Origin of the sequence: Polaromonas sp. UBA4122, assembly GCA_002381615.1 — a bacterium.
GTDB lineage: Bacteria > Pseudomonadota > Gammaproteobacteria > Burkholderiales > Burkholderiaceae_C > Polaromonas.
The window spans coordinates 1-21,258 of the sequence record DFWY01000130.1 but is presented as its reverse complement, the minus strand read 5'-3'; the positions used below and the strand labels follow the sequence as shown (position 1 = coordinate 21,258).

General features: G+C 59.9%; 19 protein-coding genes and 2 pseudogenes. 14 read left to right on the top strand and 7 right to left on the bottom strand.

What is annotated here, in order from left to right; genetic code table 11:
* A pseudogene (locus B3F77_RS21045) lies at window positions 1-80 on the bottom strand (RNA methyltransferase); the annotation flags it as partial.
* Between the two features lie 144 nt (window positions 81-224).
* On the opposite strand from B3F77_RS21045, the gene B3F77_RS15845 reads away from it, so the two are divergent.
* From B3F77_RS15845 to B3F77_RS15775, 14 genes and pseudogenes are all read left to right on the top strand, one after another.
* Window positions 225-1,193: an inositol monophosphatase family protein gene (locus B3F77_RS15845; protein WP_293605878.1), complete on the top strand. Its 969-nt coding sequence runs from the start codon at window positions 225-227 to the stop codon at window positions 1,191-1,193.
* A 140-nt stretch (window positions 1,194-1,333) separates the two neighbouring features.
* Window positions 1,334-1,630: a phosphopantetheine-binding protein gene (locus tag B3F77_RS15840; protein WP_293605877.1), complete on the top strand. Its 297-nt coding sequence runs from the start codon at window positions 1,334-1,336 to the stop codon at window positions 1,628-1,630.
* Entirely contained in the window at window positions 1,627-2,298 is a 672-nt protein-coding gene (locus tag B3F77_RS15835) for a hypothetical protein (RefSeq protein ID WP_293605876.1), read from the top strand. The genes B3F77_RS15840 and B3F77_RS15835 overlap by 4 nt, the downstream gene beginning before the upstream one ends.
* Window positions 2,295-3,987: pseudogene (locus B3F77_RS15830) on the top strand (AMP-binding protein). The gene B3F77_RS15835 and the pseudogene B3F77_RS15830 overlap by 4 nt, the downstream one beginning before the upstream one ends.
* Entirely contained in the window at window positions 3,984-4,955 is a 972-nt protein-coding gene (locus B3F77_RS15820; protein WP_293605873.1) for an acyl-CoA synthetase, read from the top strand. The pseudogene B3F77_RS15830 and the gene B3F77_RS15820 overlap by 4 nt, the downstream one beginning before the upstream one ends.
* Window positions 4,952-5,593: a LolA-related protein gene (locus B3F77_RS15815; protein WP_293605872.1), complete on the top strand. Its 642-nt coding sequence runs from the start codon at window positions 4,952-4,954 to the stop codon at window positions 5,591-5,593. Before B3F77_RS15820 ends, B3F77_RS15815 begins: the two co-directional genes overlap by 4 nt.
* Window positions 5,593-7,944, top strand: a complete 2,352-nt coding sequence (locus B3F77_RS15810; RefSeq protein WP_293605871.1) for an MMPL family transporter — start codon at window positions 5,593-5,595, stop codon at window positions 7,942-7,944. Before B3F77_RS15815 ends, B3F77_RS15810 begins: the two co-directional genes overlap by 1 nt.
* Window positions 7,937-8,740, top strand: a complete 804-nt coding sequence (locus B3F77_RS15805; RefSeq protein WP_293605870.1) for a polysaccharide deacetylase family protein — start codon at window positions 7,937-7,939, stop codon at window positions 8,738-8,740. Before B3F77_RS15810 ends, B3F77_RS15805 begins: the two co-directional genes overlap by 8 nt.
* 51 nt (window positions 8,741-8,791) lie before the next feature.
* Entirely contained in the window at window positions 8,792-9,520 is a 729-nt protein-coding gene (locus B3F77_RS15800; protein WP_293605869.1) for a phosphatase PAP2 family protein, read from the top strand.
* 60 nt (window positions 9,521-9,580) lie between these two features.
* Window positions 9,581-10,786, top strand: coding sequence for a beta-ketoacyl-[acyl-carrier-protein] synthase family protein (locus B3F77_RS15795; protein ID WP_293605880.1), 1,206 nt, complete (start codon window positions 9,581-9,583; stop codon window positions 10,784-10,786).
* 1 nt (window position 10,787) lies between these two features.
* Window positions 10,788-11,585: a beta-ketoacyl synthase chain length factor gene (locus B3F77_RS15790; RefSeq protein ID WP_293605868.1), complete on the top strand. Its 798-nt coding sequence runs from the start codon at window positions 10,788-10,790 to the stop codon at window positions 11,583-11,585.
* Between the two features lie 41 nt (window positions 11,586-11,626).
* Window positions 11,627-12,046 (top strand): 3-hydroxylacyl-ACP dehydratase, encoded by a 420-nt coding sequence (locus B3F77_RS15785; RefSeq protein ID WP_293605879.1) that lies wholly within the window; start codon window positions 11,627-11,629, stop codon window positions 12,044-12,046.
* Window positions 12,043-12,762: a 3-oxoacyl-ACP reductase FabG gene (gene fabG, locus B3F77_RS15780; protein ID WP_293605867.1), complete on the top strand. Its 720-nt coding sequence runs from the start codon at window positions 12,043-12,045 to the stop codon at window positions 12,760-12,762. The genes B3F77_RS15785 and fabG overlap by 4 nt, the downstream gene beginning before the upstream one ends.
* A 14-nt stretch (window positions 12,763-12,776) precedes the next feature.
* Window positions 12,777-13,553 (top strand): class I SAM-dependent methyltransferase, encoded by a 777-nt coding sequence (locus tag B3F77_RS15775; protein ID WP_293605866.1) that lies wholly within the window; start codon window positions 12,777-12,779, stop codon window positions 13,551-13,553.
* Window positions 13,554-13,666: 113 nt separating this feature from the next.
* Here B3F77_RS15775 and B3F77_RS15770 read toward each other — a convergent pair whose 3' ends face one another.
* The 6 genes from B3F77_RS15770 to B3F77_RS15745 form a co-directional block, all read right to left on the bottom strand.
* Window positions 13,667-14,443, bottom strand: a complete 777-nt coding sequence (locus B3F77_RS15770; protein ID WP_293605865.1) for a glycosyltransferase family 2 protein — start codon at window positions 14,441-14,443, stop codon at window positions 13,667-13,669.
* Window positions 14,444-14,486: 43 nt separating this feature from the next.
* Window positions 14,487-15,302: a lysophospholipid acyltransferase family protein gene (locus tag B3F77_RS15765; RefSeq protein WP_293605864.1), complete on the bottom strand. Its 816-nt coding sequence runs from the start codon at window positions 15,300-15,302 to the stop codon at window positions 14,487-14,489.
* 28 nt (window positions 15,303-15,330) lie between these two features.
* A complete protein-coding gene (locus B3F77_RS15760; RefSeq protein ID WP_293605863.1) occupies window positions 15,331-16,683 on the bottom strand; it encodes an NAD(P)/FAD-dependent oxidoreductase in 1,353 nt (450 codons plus the stop codon).
* A gap of 1,199 nt (window positions 16,684-17,882) precedes the next feature.
* Window positions 17,883-18,638, bottom strand: coding sequence for a Crp/Fnr family transcriptional regulator (locus tag B3F77_RS15755; RefSeq protein WP_293605862.1), 756 nt, complete (start codon window positions 18,636-18,638; stop codon window positions 17,883-17,885).
* Between the two features lie 34 nt (window positions 18,639-18,672).
* Window positions 18,673-19,494 (bottom strand): response regulator, encoded by an 822-nt coding sequence (locus B3F77_RS15750; RefSeq protein WP_293605861.1) that lies wholly within the window; start codon window positions 19,492-19,494, stop codon window positions 18,673-18,675.
* A gap of 125 nt (window positions 19,495-19,619) precedes the next feature.
* The coding region (locus tag B3F77_RS15745) for an ATP-binding protein (RefSeq protein ID WP_293605860.1) at window positions 19,620-21,258 on the bottom strand (1,639 nt) is incomplete at its 5' end.

Below are 21,258 nucleotides of genomic sequence, written 5' to 3'. Positions count from 1 at the left end.
CCCATGACTTTCATGGCGCGTGCGGTGGCGCCCACATTGCCGGGGTGGCTGGTGTTGATCAGGACAAAACGGGTTTTCATGGGTAAATGGGGGTCCGAGCCGTGGCGACAAACCAAGTTTCAGGGCGATTTCGGATCGATTCAGGGCGAAGCCGGTAAAATGCGCTATTGTCGCCTGCATCCGGTTACCGGGCCGCAGCTCCTGCCCGCTCTTTCTTACCTTTTATGTCCAGCAATCTACACCCCATGCTCAACGTGGCCATCAAGGCTGCGCGCGCCGCCGGCGCCATCATCAACCGCGCCGCGCTTGATGTCGAAGCGGTCCGCGTTTCGGTCAAGCAGACCAACGACTTCGTTACGGAAGTCGACCAGGCCGCTGAAGCCGCGATCATCGAGAACCTGCTCACCGCCTACCCCGGCCACGGCATACTGGCCGAGGAATCAGGTTCCGAGCATGGCGCCAAAGACTCCGAATTCGTGTGGATCATCGACCCGCTGGACGGCACCACCAACTTCATCCACGGCTTTCCGTTTTACTGTGTCAGCATTGCGCTGTCCGTGCGCGGCAAGATTGAGCAGGCCGTGGTGTACGACCCCACCCGCAACGACATTTACAGCGCCAGCAAAGGCCGCGGCGCCTACGTGAACGACCGCCGCCTGCGCGTGGCCAAGCGCACCCGCTTGCAGGAATGCCTGATTTCCACCGGCTTTCCCTACCGCCCCGGTGACAAGCTCAAGCCCTACCTCAACATGCTCGGCGAAGTCATGAGCCAGTGCGCCGGCGTGCGCCGCCCCGGCGCGGCGGCACTCGACCTGGCCTATGTGGCGACGGGCTACAGCGACGGCTTTTTCGAAACAGGCCTCCAGCCCTGGGATGTCGCGGCCGGCTCGCTGCTGGTAACCGAAGCCGGTGGCCTGATTGGCAACTTCACCGGCGAGGCCGACTTCATGGACCACGGCGAATGCGTGGCCGGAAACCCGCGCATTTATGGCCAGTTGGTGGCCACGCTGGGCAAATACAGCAAATTCGCAGGTGCGGGCGACAAGGCGACGGTACGCCAGACCCTGCTGGAAGACGCGGCGGCCAACGAGACCGCAAGCGCCGCCCCGCCCGCGGACAAGCCCACGCTGACGGCCAAGAAAGTCAAGACGCCGATTGCCCGCAATACCGGTACGCAAGACGCACCGTTCTAGCCTTGCGCTGGCGGGTAAAGCCCCCGGTCCATGGCCAGTCCTTGAGCCGCTTCAGCTAAAATCACGGGTTCCATGAGAACCTCCGGCGCACTTGCGCTGGCCCTGTCAATCTGCAATCCCAACCCTATTCCTCATTTTCTATGCCCGAACTGCGCACACAAGCCTCTTCCTCACCGGCTGATGCCGCCCTGCTGCTTGAAGTTGCTGAGCTGGTGGTGAGCGCTTTGAATCTGGAAGTTGCCGCGGCCGACGTGCAAGCTGACGAAGCACTGTATGGCGACGGACTGGGTCTGGACTCCATCGATATTCTTGAAATCGCGCTCGTGGTCTCCAAGCGCTACGGCCTGCAGCTGCGCGCCGACCAGGAGGACAACCACGCCATCTTTCATTCGCTGCGCAGCCTGAGCGACCACATCGCCGCTCAGCGAACCCAGTGAAAGCCGAGCTGACGACACGCTTAAAACAGGCCTGTCGCTGGACGGCTGTCATCGCGCTGGGCCTGGCTTACTCGGTGCTCTCCTATCTGGCCGCCGCGTCGGCTGCGCCCGATCTGCTCGACGCCCTGGTCGCCATCGTTCCGCTGGTCGGCGTGGCCTTTGTGATGGCCTGGCGATCGCCGCAGCGCGTGCTCATGCTGGCCCTATGCTTGGCGGCATGCGCCGTTTTCTACGGGTTCAGCGGCTGGCTGGTCGCACATTACATCTGGGTCTTTTTGCTGCAGCATGCAGGCATGTATGCACTGCTCTGCGGGGCCTTCGGCCGAACCCTGCAGGGCGGCCAGACACCGATGGTTTCGCGCTTTGCCCGCATCGTGCATGGCGGCCTCTCGCCTGCGCTCATTCGTTACACGCGGTCTGCCACTTGGGCATGGACCTTTTATTTCGGGGGCACCGCAGGGCTTTCGCTGCTGCTGTTCTGGCTCGCACCCATAGCCCTCTGGTCTGCATTTGCCAACCTCCTGGGTATTCCTCTGCTGGTGCTGATGTTCGTTGGTGAATATGCCGTGCGATGCTACGTGCTGCCGGCCGCGGACCGGGCCGGACCGCTGGATGCAATCCGTGCCTACCGGCAAGCGTCTTCAGAGAGCACTGCGCGCCTGCCATGACCACCTTCCCACTTCTCACGCATCCCCATGCTAAAGACGTCCTGGCCTACAGCCATGGCAAGCCCATCACCGTGGCGCATTTTCTGGCTGACGTCAGGCAGCTCGCCGCGGCATTGCCTGCGGGCCGGCATATCCTCAACGCCTGCGGCGACCGCTACCGGTTTGCCGTCGGCATGGCCGCAGCCTTGCTGGCCGACAAGATCAGTCTGCTTCCGCCCACGCTCACGCCGGAGATGGTGCGCCAGATCAAGAGCTTTGCGCCTGACGTGTTTTGTCTGACGGACCAGCCGCAGTCCATCGATTTACCGCAATGCGCATGGGCTGACGCGGTGACAGATCGCGCGCCGACCCAGGCTGGGGCACAAACCGACACCAGTGACATTCCGGAGATTCCCGCATCACGGACGGCGGCCATTGTGTTTACCTCCGGCTCGACCGGCGCACCCATTGCGCACCGTAAAAGCTGGGGTGGACTGGTTAGCAGCGTGCGCGCCGAAGCCGCCCGGCTCGGCTTGCTGGACGGGCGACGCCACAGCATTGTGGCCACGGTGCCGCCGCAGCACATGTATGGCTTTGAGTCCACCATGCTGATCGCGCTGCAAAGCGGTGCCGCGATGAGCGCAGCGCGGCCGTTTTACCCGGCCGACATCTGCTCGGCACTGGCAGCTGCGGCGCGCCCCTGCATGCTGGTCACCACGCCAGTTCACTTAAAGGTACTGCTTGCGTCGGGCCTGGACATTCCCTTGCCCGATCTTGTGCTGTCGGCAACGGCGCCCATGCCGCCCCAGCTGGCCCTGGCGGCCGAGGCCCGCCTGCAGGCGCCGCTGCTGGAAATCTACGGCTCTACCGAGACCGGCCAGATCGCCTCCCGCCGCACGACCAAAACCGCCGAGTGGACGCTTTTTCCAGAGGTCACGCTCAGCGCCGCGCAGGGGCGCGTGTGGGCCTCGGGCGGGCATATCGAGCAGACCATACCCATGGCAGACGAGCTCGAGCTGGTGACTGCCGAGCGTTTTCTTCTGCATGGCCGCACCGCCGATCTCATCAACATTGCGGGTAAACGCAGCTCGCTCGACTACCTGAACCACCAGCTCAATGCCGTGCCGGGCGTGATCGACGGCGCGTTTTTCATGCCCGACGATGACGATAGCGACAAGGTGACCCGCCTGATGGCCTTTGCGGTAGCACCCGGCATGAAGGTATCCATTCTGCTGGCGGCCCTGCGGGAACGTATTGACGCCATTTTCATCCCGAGACCGCTGGTGCTGCTGGATGTGCTGCCTCGCAACAGCACCGGCAAATTGCCACGCGGCACGCTGCTGGCGCTGGCGCACGAGCACCAGCGCAAAGGCGCACCCCATGCGCGGTGAGACCACGCTCCTGATTGCGCCAGACCACCCGGCTTTTGCAGGCCATTTTCCGGGCGCGCCCATTGTGCCGGGAGTGGTGTTGCTCGACGCCGCTGTATACACCGTGATGCAAACACGGCGCGCCTCGACATCAGGAGACCGGGACGGCATCAAGAATATCTGCCAGATCAGCTCCGCCAAATTCCTCAGCCCGGTCGGTCCGGGCGAGACGCTGACCATTTCCTACACAACCTCCGCCTCGGGCAGCACGCGCTTCGACATTTCAAGCGGCAGCCGCAAAGTAGCCACGGGCACGCTGGTGTTGCCGCCGGTGCCATGAAAAAAGATCGCAACGCCGCGCCGTCAGGAAGTGCTGAATGGAAGCAGCGCCCCGAGCGCAGCAGCATGTTCATGTTGCGCGTGATGACGTGGATTTCGCTGAGGCTGGGACGAGGCGCAGGCCGCGTCGTCCTTTACGGAATCGCGGCATACTTCCTGGCGTTTGCACCGGCAGCGCGCCGCATGTCGCGCAGTTATTTGCGGCGCGTGCTCAAACTGCGATCGCCCGCGGCGGTCGGCTGGCGGCATCTGTTCCGGCATTTCCTGAGTTTCGCGTCGGTGATCCACGATCGTGTCTATCTGGTCAACGAGCACTTCGAGTTGTTCGATATTCGGGTTCACAACAAGGATCTCATAGACAATATCGTGGCCGATGGCCAAGGCGTGTTCCTGATCGGCGCACACATGGGAAGTTTCGAAGTGCTTCGGGCCATCGGCCGCAAGCAGCCCGGCCTACGCGTGGCGATGGTAATGTACGAAGAAAATGCGCGCAAGCTCAACGCGGCGCTAAGCGCCATCAACCCGAATGCGCAGCAGGACATCATTGCACTCGGCCATATCGACTCGATGATCCAGGTCCATGAGCTGCTGGCCCAGGGTACCGTCGTCGGCATGCTGGGCGACCGCTCGCTGGGTAACGACGACACCCGTCCACTTGATTTTCTGGGCGATCCGGCCGAGTTGCCGCTGGGTCCGTTCAGGATGGCCGCGATCCTGAAACGCCCGGTCCTGTTCATGACCGGGCTGTACCGCGGTGGCAACCGTTACGACATTCACTTTGAAACCCTCGCCGATTTTTCAGCGCTGGCGCCGCGCGGCCGCGCGCTGGCGGTGCAGGCTGCCATGACGCGCTATGCTGAGCTGATGGAACAATACTGCTACAGGGCGCCCTACAACTGGTTCAATTTTTTTGATTTCTGGCAAGCCCCCGTGTCCCGCCAGCCCAGACATTCCGCAGACATCACATGACGTTCTCTGTTCACTCCTCAACACTTGCGATCACTCGGGCACGCACGCCGGGCGACCTCCTGCAAAGCCTGGCATGCACGCTGGCAGTGGGCCTGGCGCTTGCCACGCTGAGCCCGGCAGCCTTCGCCGCCTGGGACCTCCAGCAACTGATGGATTCGCTGGCACAAAACAAGTCCGGCCGCGCCACCTTTGTCGACACAAAATATATTGCCTTGCTCGACAAGCCCGTCGAGTCGTCGGGGGAGCTACTCTACACTGCGCCGGACCGGCTCGAAAAACGCACGCTCAAGCCCAAACCTGAATCCATGGTGGTGAATGGCGGCGAGCTGTCCATCGAACGCGGCCGCCAAAAATATCACCTGCAATTGCAGGCTTACCCGGAGTTGGCTGCTTTCATCGACAGCATTCGCGGCACGCTGGCGGGCGACCGCAAGGCACTGGAACGCAACTACCGACTGAGCCTGGAGGGCACGGCCGAACACTGGACCCTGCAACTGCTGCCGCTGGATGAAAAAATGCAGGCAGTGATACAGCGCATTCGCATCGCCGGTGTGCACGACCAAGTGCACAGCATCGAAATTACCCAGGCCGATGGTGACAGCTCGTTGATGACCATCGAAAAATTGGCGACGCCGTGATGACTCACACTCGCCGTCGCCGCCTTGGCATCATCGCTATCGCGCTGTGGCTGGCGTTTTTGCTGGCCTGCAGTGCCATTATCAGCCGCACTCACTTCACTACTGACCTGTCGGCATTTTTACCGCGCAACCCCACGCCTGAGCAGCAACTGCTTATGGATCAACTACGTGACGGTCTGGCCTCGCGCCTTATTCTGGTGGGTGTTGAAGGCGCCGATGCGCCCACCCGTGCCCGGCTTTCCAAACAAATCGCCCAGCGTCTGCGCGCCGATCCTGCTTTTGTCACAGTCAACAATGGCGAGCCCGTTAACACCGAGCGCGACCGTACTTTCCTGTTCAACAATCGTTACCTGTTGAGCCCTGCAGTGACGCCTGCACGCTTCAGCGTAGACGGACTGCATGCAGCCTTGAGCGACAGTATCGACCTGCTCGCCTCGCCTGCCGGGCTGCTGGTCAAGTCTATGCTGCCACGCGACCCGACCGGTGAAATGGTGCAATTGCTTGACCAACTCAACAGCGGCACCCACCCGCAGTTGGTGGATGGCGCCTGGGCATCACGCGACGGCGCGCGCGCCTTGATGCTGATGCAAACGCGCGCTGCGGGTTCCGATACCGATGCCCAGCAACACGCCATGGCCGCCATCCGGCAAGCGTTTGACACGGCACCCCGCGCAACCCCTGCCGCCAGACTGCTGATGACCGGCCCTGGTGTGTTTTCGGTGACGTCACGCGACACCATCAAAAGTCAGGTCAGTCGCCTGTCCATCATCAGCGTCGTATTCATTGCTGCGCTGTTATTAATGGTTTATCGCTCCTTTACCGCACTGGCGTTGGGTTTTTTGCCCGTCATCAGCGGCGCGCTGGCAGGCATCGCGGCAGTCAGTCTGGGCTTTGGGGCAGTGCACGGTATCACCCTGGGATTTGGCACCGCGCTGATCGGCGAGGCGGTGGATTATTCAATCTATCTGTTTGTGCAATCCGAACAGGGTGGTTCAGACCAGCAGAACTGGATCAAGCGCTTCTGGCCCACCATCCGGCTCGGTGTGCTGACCTCGATATTCGGCTTTGCTTCGCTGCTGCTGTCCGGCTTTCCGGGTCTGGCGCAACTCGGCCTGTATGCGATTGCCGGGCTGGTAGCTGCTGCCACAGTGACCCGTTTCGTCCTGCCTCATCTGCTGCCGACGAAGTTTCGCATCCATGATGTAGCGGCTATCGGCCGCGTGCTAGCCCGTCTGGCACAGCGTGCCGCGGCACTGCGCTGGCCAGCCGCGATACTGTTGCTGGTGGCCTGCGTCGTCCTCGCCGAAAACCGCTCCAGCTTGTTGAATGACAAGATATCCTCGCTAAGCCCGGTATCGCAGGCCGATGTGGCGCTGGATGCGAGTCTGCGCGCCGACATGGGCGCACCAGATGTGCGTTATCTGGTGGTGGTATCCGGCACCAGCCGGGAATCAGTATTGCACTCCTCCGAGCAAGTTTCCACGCTGCTGCAAACGCAAGTCGATCAAGGTGCGCTCGCCGGATTTGAAAGCCCCAGCCGTTACCTGCCCAGCACTGCGACGCAGCGCGCACGCCAGGCCAGCTTGCCCCCTCCCGCCCTGTTGGAAGCGCGCCTTGCACAAGCTGTTCAGGGCTTGCCGGTGCGCGCGCAACTGTTTGCGCCGTTTCTTGGCGATGTTGCGGCTGCCCGCAGCCAGCCCTTGCTGCAGACGGCCGATCTTGCGCAGACCTCAATGGCCATGGCGGTAGAGGCCTTGCTCATCCAGCAAGACCGCCATTGGACGGCCTTGTTGCCGCTTACCGCGCCGGAGGGTGTCAGCATCAACGCAAACCGAATTCGGGCTGCGTTGAGCAGCACGGGTTTGCCGAATGTGCTGTTTGTGGACATGAAAGCCGAATCCGATCGCCTGTATTCGGGCTATCTGCATGAAGTCACCCTGTTGTCGCTAGGCGGGCTCGTCGCCATCATCGGACTGCTGCTGTTGGTTTTCCGCTCGTCCCTGCGCGTGCTGCGCATCATCGCGCCGCTGGCAGCCGCGGTCATTACCGTCACGGCAGGATTGGCCCTGTTTGGCCAGCAACTGATTATTCTGCATTTGGTGGGCCTGCTGTTGGTGGTCGCGGTGGGCTCCAATTACGCCCTGTTTTTTGATCGATCCGATCCGCGCACGCCCATCTCGCCGCGCACGCTGGCCTCGATGTTGTTTGCCAACCTCACCACCGTCGCGGGTTTTGGCCTGCTTGCGTTTTCCAACGTGTCAATATTGCAGGCAATGGGTGTCACCGTGGCACCGGGCGTCATCCTGGCGCTGATTTATTCAGCGGTTTTCGCCAGGCAGTCCAATGCCTAGTTCACGCTGGCAACCGACGCCATTGATCCGCGCAACCATCGTGCTGCATGTGCTGGCCTTGGTGGCAGTGATCGCTGAACCCGCGCAATGGCGCTGGGCGCTGGGCGCCGTGGTAGTCAACCACCTACTGATTGCCGCCATCGGCCTGTGGCCACGCAGCCACTGGCTGGGCCCGAACTGGACACGGCTACCCGCCGCCGCCATGGCCAGAAATGAAATCGCCCTGACCATCGATGACGGCCCCGATCCCCTCGTCACCCCGCAGGTGCTGGATGTGCTTGATCGTTATGCTGCCCAGGCCACCTTTTTCTGCATCGGCGAAAAAGCCGCACACTACCCGGATTTGTGCCGCGAAATCGTGGGCCGCGGCCATGCCGTGGAAAACCACAGCCAGCATCATCGCCATCATTTTTCACTGATGGGCACGCGCCGCTTGACGCGTGAATTACAAGCCGCACAAGAAACGCTCACCACGATTACCGGCCAGCGTCCCTTGTTCTTTCGCGCGCCAGCCGGCTTGCGCAATCCCTTTCTCGACCCGGTGCTTGCTCGACTCGGGCTAAGACTTGCCAGTTGGTCGACACGCGGTTTCGACACCCGAATCGGCGATGCCGGGCGCGTCAAAGACAAATTATTGCGTGGCCTGCGAGCGGGTGCCATTTTACTGGTGCACGATGGCAATGCTGCGCGCACGCCCGACGGTCACCCGGTCATTCTCGATGTGTTGCCCGCCATGCTGGAGTCCGCAGCGACCGCCGGCCTGCGTTTTGTTACCCTGCGTCACGCCCTTTCATGACCACTGCCTGTCTCCAGCCGTGGTGTTTCGTAAAATTGGTTTGCTTGACTCGTGTCAATATTGCAGCCTCTCCATGGAGAACAAGCCTTGAACGAAAGTAGTCAACAGACGCCTTGGTACCGACAAGCTGCAGCGGTCATACCCCAGCATGTGATTCTTAAAAGTATCGGAACGCCGCTTTTCATCAGCCTGTTTTTCGGTGCTTACTTCTATTTGCTCAAAGATCCAGCCTATCCGACCACGGTGATGCCTTTCACCCTGCTGGATCGGCTGGTCGGCTTTCAGCCATTGGCCATGCCGCTGTATATCTCATTGTGGGTCTATGTTTCCTTGCCTCCGGCATTACTGGCGACGCGGCGCGAACTCTATGGCTATGGCATGGCCATGGCCGGAACCTGCCTTGCAGGGCTGGTCATCTTCTACTTCTGGCCCACGTCAGTCCCCGCAGCCGATATTGACTGGGCTCTGTATCCTGGCGTGGACTTCCTGAAAAACATGGATGCTTCAGGCAATGCCTGCCCGTCACTTCATGTGGCCACTGCCATTTTCTCTGGTATCTGGTTACATCACTTGCTGCGTCGCTTTGGCGGACCGCCATGGATACTCATCTTCAACGGCATGTGGTGTATCGGCATCACCTATTCCACGCTGGCCACACGCCAGCATGTGGCGATGGATGTATTGGCCGGTCTTTCGCTCGGGGTACTGGGTGCCTACCTGTCATTGCGACAACGCGCGCATACAGAGCTAGCCGGTAAAGTCCGTCACCCCATTATTTAATCCAACCTGACCCCATGAATTTGCTAATATGTCATTTCATTTAGATCGGCTCGTGTTTCTCTGAACTCGCTCTGGCTCTCCCATTTCACCGCGACCAGCGCCATCGGTCGCGGCCTCGAACAGACCTTCGCCGCGCTGCGCCAGCAACGCAGCGGGTTAAGGCCGTGCGCGTTTGATACGGTAGATCTGGCAACTTTTGTGGGTGAGGTCGCGGATGTCGATGCGGTGCAGCTTCCCAAGCAACTGGCTGGCTTTGATTGCCGTAACAACCGGCTCGCGTTGCTGGGCTTGATGCAGGACGGCTTTGCCGATGCCGTAGCCGCTGCCACCCAAAAATACGGCGCGCAACGCGTTGGCGTATTTATCGGCACCAGCACCTCCGGCATTCTGCAAACCGAGCTGGCTTACCGTCGGCGCGACCCTTCGAGCGGTGCACTCCCCGCCGATTTTATTTACGGCGCCACGCACAACACGTTCTCTGTCGCGGATTTCACGCGTCATTATTTTGACCTGACCGGTCCGGCCGTCGTGGTGTCATCGGCGTGTTCGTCCAGCGCCAAGGTATTTGGTTCAGCGCGCCGCATGATAGCGGCTGGGCTGATAGACGCGGCGGTGGTGGGCGGCGTCGATTCGCTGTGTCTGACTACCTTGTATGGCTTCAATTCCCTTGGCCTGCTTTCCACGCAGGCATGCCGCCCGTTCGACGCTGCACGCGACGGCATTTCCATCGGTGAGGCGGCGGCATTCGCCCTGCTGGAACGCGTGCCGGGGCAATTGGATGAGAATGCCGTGCTACTCCTGGGGGTGGGCGAATCCAGCGATGCCTATCACATGTCCTCCCCCCACCCTGACGGCCTCGGCGCGCGCATGGCGATGCAGGATGCGCTGAAAATGGCCAATCTCGGCGCGACCGATATTGATTACATCAACCTGCATGGCACCGCCACGCAAAGCAACGATGCAGCCGAGGCCAAGGCAGTAGCAGCGCTGTTCGGATCGAACACGCCATGCAGCTCCACCAAAGGCGCTACCGGACACACGCTGGGTGCAGCAGGCAGCATGGAAGCGGTGATCTGCGCGCTGGCACTGCAACACGGTCTGCTGCCGGGTGGCTTGAATATGCAGCAGCTTGACCCGGCGCTACCCCTCAATTACCTGCTGGATAATCGTGAACAGCCAGTTTCGTATGTGCTCAGCAACTCGTTTGGCTTTGGCGGAACCAACTGCAGCCTGGTGCTGGGACGAGGCAAGGGGCGGGTCAATTAACATGCCTACACTCACCGCCTACATTGAAGGCATCGGTCTGTTAGGACCTGGTTTCAACGACTGGCCAAGCAGCCTGGCCCTACTCACCGGGCAACATCCCTATCAGACCTGTCCGACGCTATTGTCGCCTCCGCTAAGCCTGCCTGCGGCAGAACGTCGGCGCAGCAGCGGCATCGTCAAGCTCACGCTGGCCATCGGACTGGAAGCCGTGGCAGCAGCCGGGCTGGATGCGACCCAACTGCCCAGCGTATTTTCCGCATCCAGCAGCGATGGCTATAACTGCCACGAAATTTGCCAGATGCTGGCCTCCGACGATCGCCAGATATCTCCTACCCGCTTCCACAATTCGGTACACAACGCAGCGGCGGGTTACTGGAGCATCGCCACTGGCGCGATGACCGCATCGTCGGTGTTGTGCGCGTTTGACGCGAGCTTCGGCGCCGGCTTGCTGGAGGCACTGACCCAGGTCATCGTTGACAACAGCCGTAGCCTGTTACTGGCATACGACACCCCTTATCCCGAGCCGATGCATAGCGCCCGCCCCATTCCGGACGCGTTTGGCGCGGCCCTGGTGCTGGCACCCCAGCGCAGTGCTCAGGCGTTGGCGAAAATCAGCGTCAGCCTGACCGATGCAGCCGCAGAGCAACTTGACGAGGCCGAACTGGAATCCTTGCGCGTGGCGATTCCCGCGGCGCGCAGCTTACCCTTGCTGCGTCGCATTGCGCAACGCCAAGCGGCCCATGTGGTGCTGGATTATCTCGACAGCGCGCGTCTCGCAGTAGACATTACCCCGTGCTAGACCACGCCTGGATCGCCGGCCATATCCCGCATCAGGGCAACATGTGCTTGCTGGATAACGTGGTGCATTGGGATAGTCAGCATATCCAGTGTCGCGCCAGCAGCCACCGCAACGCAGATAACCCACTGCGTTCACGCGAGCAGCTCGGCGCCGCCTGCGGGATTGAATATGCAGCGCAAGCCATGGCCGTACACGGTGCATTACTGGCGCCCACTGACAGCACTCGCCCGCGTGCAGGCTTCCTTGTAAGCGTGCGCGGCACTACCTTACACGTGCCGCGGCTGGACAACATCGGCGCCGATCTCGACATTGAAGCAGTGTGCATCAGCAGCAGCGACGACCATATTCTGTATCAGTTCAGTCTCCACGCAGCCGGGCGCCTGCTGATCGATGGCCGTGCTGCCGTGGTCGTGAACGCCGACAGTATCGCCACCGTACTACATTCAGGAGACACACCATGAAACATGCCCTGGTCACTGGCGGCAGCGGTGGTATCGGTGCCGCCATTTGTCGGCGCCTGGCTGCGGATGGTTGCCACGTATGGATTCACGCCCATCGCGGGGTTGACACTGCGCAGGCGCTGGCTGATGACATCAGCGCGCAAGGCGGCAGCGCGCAGGTGCTGGTGTTTGACGTGACTGACCCTGCGGCGGTGACTGAAGCACTCAAGCCGGTGCTGGAACACACCCCCATCCAGATTCTGGTCAATAATGCCGGCATCCATGACGACGCGGTGTTCCCCGGTATGCGTGCCGAGCAGTGGCATCGTGTGATTGACGTGTCGCTGCATGGCTTTTTCAACGTCACCCAGCCTTTGATGATGCCGATGATCCGCACGCGTTGGGGTCGCATCATCAACATCACGTCGGTGGCCGCCGTGGCCGGCAACCGCGGCCAGGTGAATTACTCTGCAGCCAAAGGCGCGTTGCATTCCGCTACCAAGTCGCTGGCGCTGGAGGTGGCCAGCCGCGGCATCACCGTCAATGCAGTGGCGCCCGGCATCATCACGACACCCATGAGCCAGGACACCTTTGATGCGGCGACCGTTGCCCAACTGGTTCCGATGAAGCGCGCCGGCAGGCCCGAGGAAGTGGCGGACCTTGTCAGTTTTCTGGCCTCTGAGCGCGCGGCTTACATCAGTGGACAGATCATTTCCATCAACGGCGGCATGATTTAACGGTAAATATCAATATGAATACCCCTAAACCTATCCCTCCCGTGCATGCACCACATATCCCGCTAACCGATTACTACCAGACCGAGCAGGATCGGCAAGCATATTTACGCAAGATTTTTGACAATACCGCAGCGGATTACGACCGTATCGAGTCGATGCTGGCATGGGGATCGGGTTCCCGTTATCGGCGCCAGGCGCTCATTCGCGGCGGTTTGAAAGCGGGCATGAAAGTACTCGATGTGGGCGTGGGAACCGGGCTGGTTGCAGCGCAAGCCTGTATTCTGGCCGGCAATCCCGCCCTGGTCACCGGGGTCGACCCCAGCCCTGGCATGATGGCTGCCAGCAAGCTGCCCAAGACCATGGTGTTGGTGGAAGGTCGGGCTGAATCATTGCCTTTTCCCGACAATCATTTTGATTTTTTGAGCATGGGCTATGCGCTGCGCCATATCAGCGATCTGAGCGTAGCGTTTGCAGAGTTTGAACGGGTTTTGAAGCCCGGTGGCCGTTTATGCTTACTTGAAATTACCCGGCCGCAAAACCGTTTTTGGCGGTGGCTGCTTAAAAACTATATGCGCGGAGTGATACCGTTGCTGACACGATTCGTTTCCAGGCAAAAAGATAACGCGACGCTGTGGCGCTATTTCTGGGACAGCATAGAAGCCTGTGTACCCCCCGAACAAGTCCTGGCAACACTCAGTGCGGCGCGGCTGACGCAAGTTGAGAGGCATCTTGAAGTCGGCATATTTTCAGAATATCAAGCGATCAAGGCCGCCCCTGCTCAGCCTAACTAAATTGCTCTCAAAATCCGTGACGGCAGCCGTTTACATCGCCGCCCATAAAACCGAAGCAGTGTTTTTTCACTCTGCCGCAACTCAGCGAGAGGTCAAATAGGAACATCACGGACTTAAAATCGTCCCCGCTCACGTCTTACCAGCAAAACGGGTAAGCGCAACACAAATCCGAGAAAAAGCCGCGAGTGCATCCAGGTCAGCAAGAGGTTGTCGCGCAAGTAGTTGAAATGCGAGACACCGCCTTCATCGGCGCGAAAGTAGCGCACCGTCGCGGGCAGATTGACCGGCTTGACGCCGCTCCAGCACATGCGCACCACGGCCTCTGGGTCAAAGTCAAAACGGCGCATCCAGCGCTGCCCATGCATGACGCGCCGCAGCGGCTCAATCGGGTAGACGCGAAAGCCGAACAGCGAATCGCCAATCCCCGCCCAGAGCGTTTCCAGATTGGCCCACCAGTTGGATACCTTGCGGCCGTTGACACGCAGGCGGGGCGCATCGGCAGCGAACACCGGCACACCCAGCACCATGGCCGCGGGTTGCTCGGCCGAAGCAGCCATGAAGTCGGGAATCAGCTGGGCCGGGTGCTGGCCATCGGAGTCCATGGTCAGCACATGCGTGAAGCCTTGCGCCGCGGCCATATCAAGCCCGTGCAGCACGGCCGCGCCCTTGCCAACGTTGTGCGGCAGCACGAGAACACGCAAGCCTTCATCCTGCGCCGCCATGGCCTGCAGGCCTTCGGCGCTGGCATCGGTACTGCCATCCACCACCACCCAGACCGGCGTCCACTGCGCGCGTGCCGAACGCACCGTTTCATAAACCTTGGGGCCGGGGTTGTAGCTGGGAATCAGGACAAGATGCGTGCGGGACACGCTGGATAAGAAAACATTCATCGGCATGAAACCTGGGCGGGAGAAAAAAGAAGACAAGCCCCAGTCAGGCCAGCGGCGCCGAGACGGGAAAGTCGGGTAACTGCGCATGCGCCAGCTCGGACTGGAAGTACTGCTCGAGCTCGCTGGCAAAGTGCGCGGTATGCCGGGGCGGATCAAACCGCTTGCCGAGCCGGATTCGGTAGGTGATGGGCATTTTCGGCGTCCACAGTATCGACCAGCCTTTGCCAAGAAAACCCGAATTGGTTTCAATAAAGACCGTCTGTACCGGCACACCAGCATGTTTGGCAATCAGTCCGGCCGTCCCCTGCATCGAACCGACAGGAAACCGGGTGGTGCGGGTGCCCTCGGGAAAGAGCAGTAAATGGCTGCCCTGGCGCAAATCAGCAACGGCCAATTGCACCATGGTGCGCAGCGGCGTGTTGCAGATGTAGCCCGCCAGCCGGGCGCCCGCGCCGAAAAAGACGCTGTTGACGATATCAGCCTTCATGATGCAGACCGCATCGGGCAGCCGCGACAAAATCATGACGGCATCGAGCAACGACGGATGGTTGGGCGCGATGATCATGGCCGGACCATCGCGCAGCGCATCGAGTTCTGCCAGGTCGAACCGACAGGCCCCCAGCAAAACCAGCAGGCGCAAATAAGCCCGGAACGTCCTGGCGATGAGCTTGCGGCCGATCCGCTTGCTCAGCACCCGCGGCAAAATCGCGAACATCGGAAAGGCCAGCAGCGAGACGGCGAGGCAGATCACGCCCAACAGCATGAAGCCCAGGCACAGCCTGACGGTTTCATGCAGGGCCCCGCGACCGGCGTGCCGCGTAAGGTGCTCGTTCAGGACGGTAGTCGACTTGTTTTCCATAAATAAAGTCAGTGCGTGTGGCGGCCTGTTAACGCGCAGACGACCCAGCGTCCTCAACGACGCGAATGTTGGCCTTGCGCAGGCGCATGGCCTGCCACGAGCGTTTGAAGTTCCAGGCTGATGCAATGTAGAAAATGGCCTTGAGCGCCGCGAGCGAACGCCAGATCGGTGTTTTTCCAAAGATATCGCCGGCCAGCATCGACAGCAGCGCTTCCTTCACTCGCCACACATTGCTCGGCCCCATGAACATGTCGCGCATGGCCGGGTTTGTCACCCGATAAATAAACCACGAAAACTCTTTGGGGCCCAGCCGCACCTGCTGGTCAAAATGCGCCAGCGCCGACGCGGCTTTGGCCGGTTCACGCAAGCAGGTATCAACCGTCTCAGCCCCGACAAAGCCGCCCTGCATGGCCAGCATGACGCCCGACGAAAACACCGGGTCAATGAAGGAGAAGGCATCGCCAATGAGCAGGTAGTTGGGACCGTGCGTGCGCTCGCAGGCGTACGCGAAATTGCCGGTGGCTTCCACATCTGACAACAGCGTTGCATGGGCAAGCCTCTCGGTCAGCGCCGGGCACATGGCAATCGTGTCGAGGAAAAAATCCTTGACCGGTTTGGTCCGGCTCTTCAAATAATACGGCCAGACCACGGCACCGATGCTGGTGGCACCGTCAGCCAGCGGAATTAGCCAGAACCAGCCGTGCTCAAACCAGAAAATAGTGATGTTGCCTTCGTCCTGGCCCGCATGCCGGGTGACACCCGTGAAGTGGGCGTACAGCGCCGAGCTGTTGTGCTTGGCGTTGCGGCGCTTGACGTCGAACTGCTTGCCTAGCAAAGTGTCGCGGCCCGAAGCGTCCACTACAAAGCGGGCGCGCCATTGCTGGATGCTGCCATCTTCGTGCTGCGCATGAACGGTGGCGCCGCTGTGGTCGGTCGCAAAAGCCACGCCCTTAACCCTGCAGCCTTCAATGACTTCGGCGCCCAGCCTGGCGGCATTGCGGATCAGGATTTCGTCAAACTCGGAGCGCCGCACCTGGTAGGAAAACGGCATGGATTTGTCCCAGGCATCGCCGAACTTGAAGGTCTGGCTCTTACTGTCATGCCAGGGCGAAACAAATTCGGCACCCCATTTCTCGATGCCGATGGCCTTGACGGCATCCGCCACCCCGAGTTTTTCAAACAGCGGCAAGTTGGCCGGCAGCAGCGACTCGCCAATGTGAAAGCGCGGATGATGTTCTTTTTCAAGGACCACGACCTTGTGACCCCGTTGCGCCAGCAGCGCCCCTACCGTGGAGCCCGCCGGGCCACCGCCAATCACTAATACATCGCACTCGCTCAGCGCTGTAGAAGATGAGGTGATCGGCGAACTCTGCTCGGTCATTGGGTGTCCTTCGTTGAGGGGGCGAACCTGCCGCAAACTTGCGGCATCGACCTATGGCATTGTTATTTTTCGATTCAGGCTTCAGCTAGACGATTTTACTTCGGGGCGCGACAACTTACGGTGAATTGACCCGGTTCAAGCCGATCTGTGGCATTTCCCCTGTACCGCGCGCCCACGGATGTCCGGCGTCAGAAATTTCTGGACGGTCGCCGCGGCGGGCCTCCTGGCAAGTGCTATTATTTTCCCGGTCATCCTGACTTCCCACTCCGCCACCCTGAGTTCACCCGTGTATTCAGCCTTTTACCGCCACTGCCTGAAACCCCAGTGAACCTTCCAGCCCCCCCCCCGATATCGCCGATCTGCCCCCCGCCGCCGAGACCGGAAAACACACGCCGCTGATGGCGCAGTACCTGCGGGTAACTTTATTTTGAGCGTTTTCATTGAGAATACTTTTATTCTAGAAATAAAGTCAACCTCTACGTCCCCCTATAGTCCCCCTGAGCAGTGACGGCAAATGAGGGTAGAAACCACAGAGTGTTGTCGCCGGTTGACTTTTGCCCCCCGGCCGATTTATCTTTGACTTGGGGCTCCCGAGCGGCATCGTTGGACATTTTTCAATCGAAACAATTGCCTTTGGATGGTCAATATAAGGTCGGCGACAACAGCACTGAGCATGCGATCGCGGTAATAGAGCGCCCCCACCCTGGAATTTCGCGTGCAATGATTGGACCACTGGTTCTCGGTGACGTGGCCCATCCGATTGATAGCAAGCTTCGGTGTCTGGCCGCGACAGAAGTCGGCGCTTTCGCTGCATCCACTTGGATATCAAGGGCGCAACTCAACAACCCAAAGACCTTGTGGAATCGAGTGATACCTGACCTCGTCATGGGGACCCTGTTCATCGTTCGGTATATGCCATGTCAAAGCTGCTGGCAATTCGTGAACTTGGCGCGGCGTCATGCACAATCCAGGGGGATCCACTTCGGATTGAGATGCAAGCGCAGACGGTGATCGAGCACCAGGATCAATGATGCTCATAGCATGCCATATTTTGTGACACAGTAAGACTAAGCATGCTCACAGAACGACCTACCGTTTCTTCTAAACCGTGGCTCAATGTCTTCGGCGATTGGCTTGTCCTTGTGCCTTGCAGCATTCGCAAAAAAAATGAAGGCAAAAAGTCCGTTAGCCGGAGGCGATTATCGGATGACGGTAGAAGTGCCTTGACCGTAGCGCACATCGCACAGCAGGCGATTCAATTCCTCTTTAACCACGGCGTAGCATTCGCACGCTTTGGTCTCAAGTCCTACCCGATCAAGCACCGTAATGTGGCCACGCCGGTAACTGATAAGGCCGGCAAGCTGCAGTTTTCCGGCGGCCTCGGTCACGCCTTCCCGGCGCACACCGAGCATGCTGGCGACCTGTTCCTGCGTCACGATCAACTCGCGTGAGCCGACTCTATCAAGGGTCATGAGCAGCCAGCGGCAGAGCTGCTGCTCCACTACATGATGCCGATTGCAGGCGGCGTTCTGCATCATCTGAGTCAGGAGCGCTTGGGTATAGCGCAGCAACAAACGCTGCATCAAACCACCGCAATTGAATTCCTGCGCCAGCAGGCGGCGATCCATCCGATAGGCGTAGCCTGCGGTCTGCACCACGGCCGTGCTGGGCGTGGTGTCTCCCCCCAGGAACAATGAAACGCCGACCACGCCTTCATTGCCCACGCCTGCGGCTTCGGCCGTCGCGCCTGATGCCATGACGTAGTGCAGTGACACGATGGCGGTGGTGGGGAAGTAGGCGTGCAGCAACTGTCCCCCAGGCTCGTAAAGAATATCACCGAGAAGCAGTGGAACCAATTCCAGATGCGCAACCAGGGGCTCGAATTGCGCCGTCGGCAGGGCCGCCAGCAGATGATTCTGCCTCGGGCTGTGGGGAGGTGAAACGAGTAATGACATTACTGAACGCTGCGTGACTGCTTTCCTTTGCGTGTTATGCCTTGGCGGTGGTTTCCACGCCGATGCCGCGAAAGCCAATGAAGCGGCAGGCGTTGTCAAACATTGGCTCTCCGCTCACCCGAAACTGCTGTACCGAGCCGTCGGTGTTGACGCGGCTGAACGGAAAATCAAGGAACGGTTGCCGGCCTGCAATCTTTGCCTGAAGCATTTCTCGTTCCGTCTCATTCCAGCCGGTTATCTCTTCATCGGTCTGGTCACCAAAAAACGCGGTCACCCGGATTCCCAGAATCTCCAGAACCGGGCCAGACACGGTGGTGAAGTCCCCGGTCACGTTCTGCTCCCAGTACCAGTCTGATGCCAGCTCTGTCAGGCTGCGAAAGCGGGCTTCACTCTCGCGCAGCTTGGCTGTCCGTTCCTGTACCGTTTGTTCCAGAATCTTGTTGTAGTCCGCGAGCTGTTTGTACAGCAGCCGCACTTCCAGCATGTTGTGGATGCGCGTCTTGACTTCGACCAGATCAAACGGTTTGGCGACGAAATCCTTCGCGCCGGAGGCCAGCGCCCGCAGCTTGTGGCCCGGCTGCGCCGTGATCACGAGGATCGGTACATAGCCATCGGGGTCAATTTCCTTCAGGCCTTCCATCACCTGAAAACCGTCCATGCCGGGCATCTGCAAATCGAGCAGGATCAGATCATAGTGGTTGGCGCGATGCAGCGCGCAGACGGCAAACGGATCCATCGTCGATGACAGGCACTGATAGCCGGTGCCCCGCAACATTTGTTCCAGCAACTGCACGTTGGCTTCCTGATCGTCAACGATCAAAATACTGGCATTAAGAATATCGATGGTGCTTACCATAACATTTTCTTTCTTTCTTTCATTTTCACTGAAACTTAAGTTTCACGAGGACATGCTTACTTCAACTGCGCCAGCGTCAACCGCATTGGCATCCAGACTATCGACGGCACTCACCCTCATGGGAATCATGGCAGAACTGCGTCTTCTGATCCTGCTTGCGCAAATTCCAGCCCTGTGTCCAATGCCTCCATGAACTCATCGAGTTTGATCGGCTTGGTGAGATAACGGAAGAATCCGGCCTCCAAGCCTTTCTCGATATCGCTTGGCATGGCATTGGCGCTGAGTGCCAGCACCGGGATGTGCGCCGTGACCGGATCTTCCCGCAGGATTTTCAGTGCCTGGATGCCGCTGATGCCAGGCAGATTGATGTCCATCAGGATCACGTCCGGCTGATGGATGCGCGCCAGCGTGATGCCGCGCATGCCATCCCCCGCACTCAACAAGCGCATGTCGGAACGACGCGCGATCAGTTGCGCAACCAGCTCCAAGTTGGCCCGGTTGTCTTCTACATACAGCAGGGTGCGCAGCGCTGCACCAGGCTGAACCGGCGCGTGAGGCAGCGCAAGCGGTTCGTTCGCACTGACGGCAAGTTGTGGTGCGCTCGCCAAATTCAGATCGATCCAGAACACACTGCCCACCCCAACCGTGCTTTGCGCGCCGATCTCACCCTCCATCAACTCGACCAGCCGCTTGCTCACCACCAGACCGATACCGGTGCCTTCCTCGGCGCTGGACTCTTGTCCGAGACGATTGAACAGCTGGAACAACTGTGCCAGTTTTTCTGGGGACAAGCCTTCGCCGCTGTCCTGCACACTGATGCGTATGCGCTGCGCCGTGATTGCACGGCACCTCACCTCGATCGTTCCGCCCGCGCGGTTGTATTTGATCGCGTTGGAAAGCAGATTGACGAGCACCTGCTTCACCCGGGTCCGGTCGGCCTGGATAAAGCAAGGGCCATCAAACTGAGGAAAGCTCATGCGCAGGTCTCTTTTTTGTGCCTGCGGTTCGATCATGGCTTGGCATTCGAGCAGCACTTCTGGCAGCGAGGTGGGTTCCATCGACAGCGACAGCTTGCCAGACTCGATCAACGCGAGATCAAGGATTTCGTTAATCAATTCCAGCAGATACCAGCCCGCATGGAGAATCTGGTCGATGCTGCCCTTTTGGGTGGGGGTTGGCAGCGGTGAGCCCGACTCCATGAGTTGGGCAAAACCGAGGATCGCATTGAGCGGGGAGCGCAACTCGTGGCTCATGCTGGACAGGAACTCCGATTTGGCGCGGTTGGCTTTTTCCGCCACCGCCCTGGCGCGCTCCAGCTCGACGTTCTTATCCTGCAACACCTGATCCAGGCGCTTGCGCTCGGTGACGTCGCGCGCAGCGGCGTACACGCCTTGCAGCCTCCTGTTGCGGTCGTAGAAGGCGTTCGCATTGAAGGACACCACCGTTTCCTTACCATCCTTGCCGCGGGCAGTGAGTTCGTAGTCGGTCACCTTTTTTTCACTCAGCACCAACTTGATGGCGGCATCGGCTCGCTGGGGATCGGTGAAGAAACTCCTGAACGGCGCGCCGATCAATTCGTCACGCGTACACCCGGTCAGCGCCTCCATCTGCTTGTTGCCATCAGTAATGACGCCGGACGGATCAGAAGTAATCATCGCGTCGATATTGGACTCAATGAGCGAGCGGGTGTAGAACTGTTGGTCGCGCAGAAGCTGATCGAGCTTCTTCTGCTCTGCTTCGACCTGCTTGCGCGCGGTATTGTCG

Excerpts from the sequence above, each read along its gene's own strand:
- B3F77_RS15810 (WP_293605871.1), top strand. The coding sequence starts at position 5,593 with ATGACTCACACTCGCCGTCGCCGCCTTGGCATCATCGCTATCGCGCTG.
- B3F77_RS15790 (WP_293605868.1), top strand. The coding sequence starts at position 10,788 with ATGCCTACACTCACCGCCTACATTGAAGGCATCGGTCTGTTAGGACCT.
- B3F77_RS15750 (WP_293605861.1), bottom strand. The coding sequence starts at position 19,494 with ATGGTAAGCACCATCGATATTCTTAATGCCAGTATTTTGATCGTTGAC.
- B3F77_RS15765 (WP_293605864.1), bottom strand. The coding sequence starts at position 15,302 with ATGGAAAACAAGTCGACTACCGTCCTGAACGAGCACCTTACGCGGCAC.
- fabG (WP_293605867.1), top strand. The coding sequence starts at position 12,043 with ATGAAACATGCCCTGGTCACTGGCGGCAGCGGTGGTATCGGTGCCGCC.
- B3F77_RS15845 (WP_293605878.1), top strand. The coding sequence starts at position 225 with ATGTCCAGCAATCTACACCCCATGCTCAACGTGGCCATCAAGGCTGCG.
- B3F77_RS15840 (WP_293605877.1), top strand. The coding sequence starts at position 1,334 with ATGCCCGAACTGCGCACACAAGCCTCTTCCTCACCGGCTGATGCCGCC.
- B3F77_RS15770 (WP_293605865.1), bottom strand. The coding sequence starts at position 14,443 with ATGAATGTTTTCTTATCCAGCGTGTCCCGCACGCATCTTGTCCTGATT.
- B3F77_RS15760 (WP_293605863.1), bottom strand. The coding sequence starts at position 16,683 with ATGACCGAGCAGAGTTCGCCGATCACCTCATCTTCTACAGCGCTGAGC.
- B3F77_RS15775 (WP_293605866.1), top strand. The coding sequence starts at position 12,777 with ATGAATACCCCTAAACCTATCCCTCCCGTGCATGCACCACATATCCCG.
- B3F77_RS15815 (WP_293605872.1), top strand. The coding sequence starts at position 4,952 with ATGACGTTCTCTGTTCACTCCTCAACACTTGCGATCACTCGGGCACGC.
- B3F77_RS15820 (WP_293605873.1), top strand. The coding sequence starts at position 3,984 with ATGAAAAAAGATCGCAACGCCGCGCCGTCAGGAAGTGCTGAATGGAAG.
- B3F77_RS15805 (WP_293605870.1), top strand. The coding sequence starts at position 7,937 with ATGCCTAGTTCACGCTGGCAACCGACGCCATTGATCCGCGCAACCATC.
- B3F77_RS15785 (WP_293605879.1), top strand. The coding sequence starts at position 11,627 with ATGTGCTTGCTGGATAACGTGGTGCATTGGGATAGTCAGCATATCCAG.
- B3F77_RS15755 (WP_293605862.1), bottom strand. The coding sequence starts at position 18,638 with ATGTCATTACTCGTTTCACCTCCCCACAGCCCGAGGCAGAATCATCTG.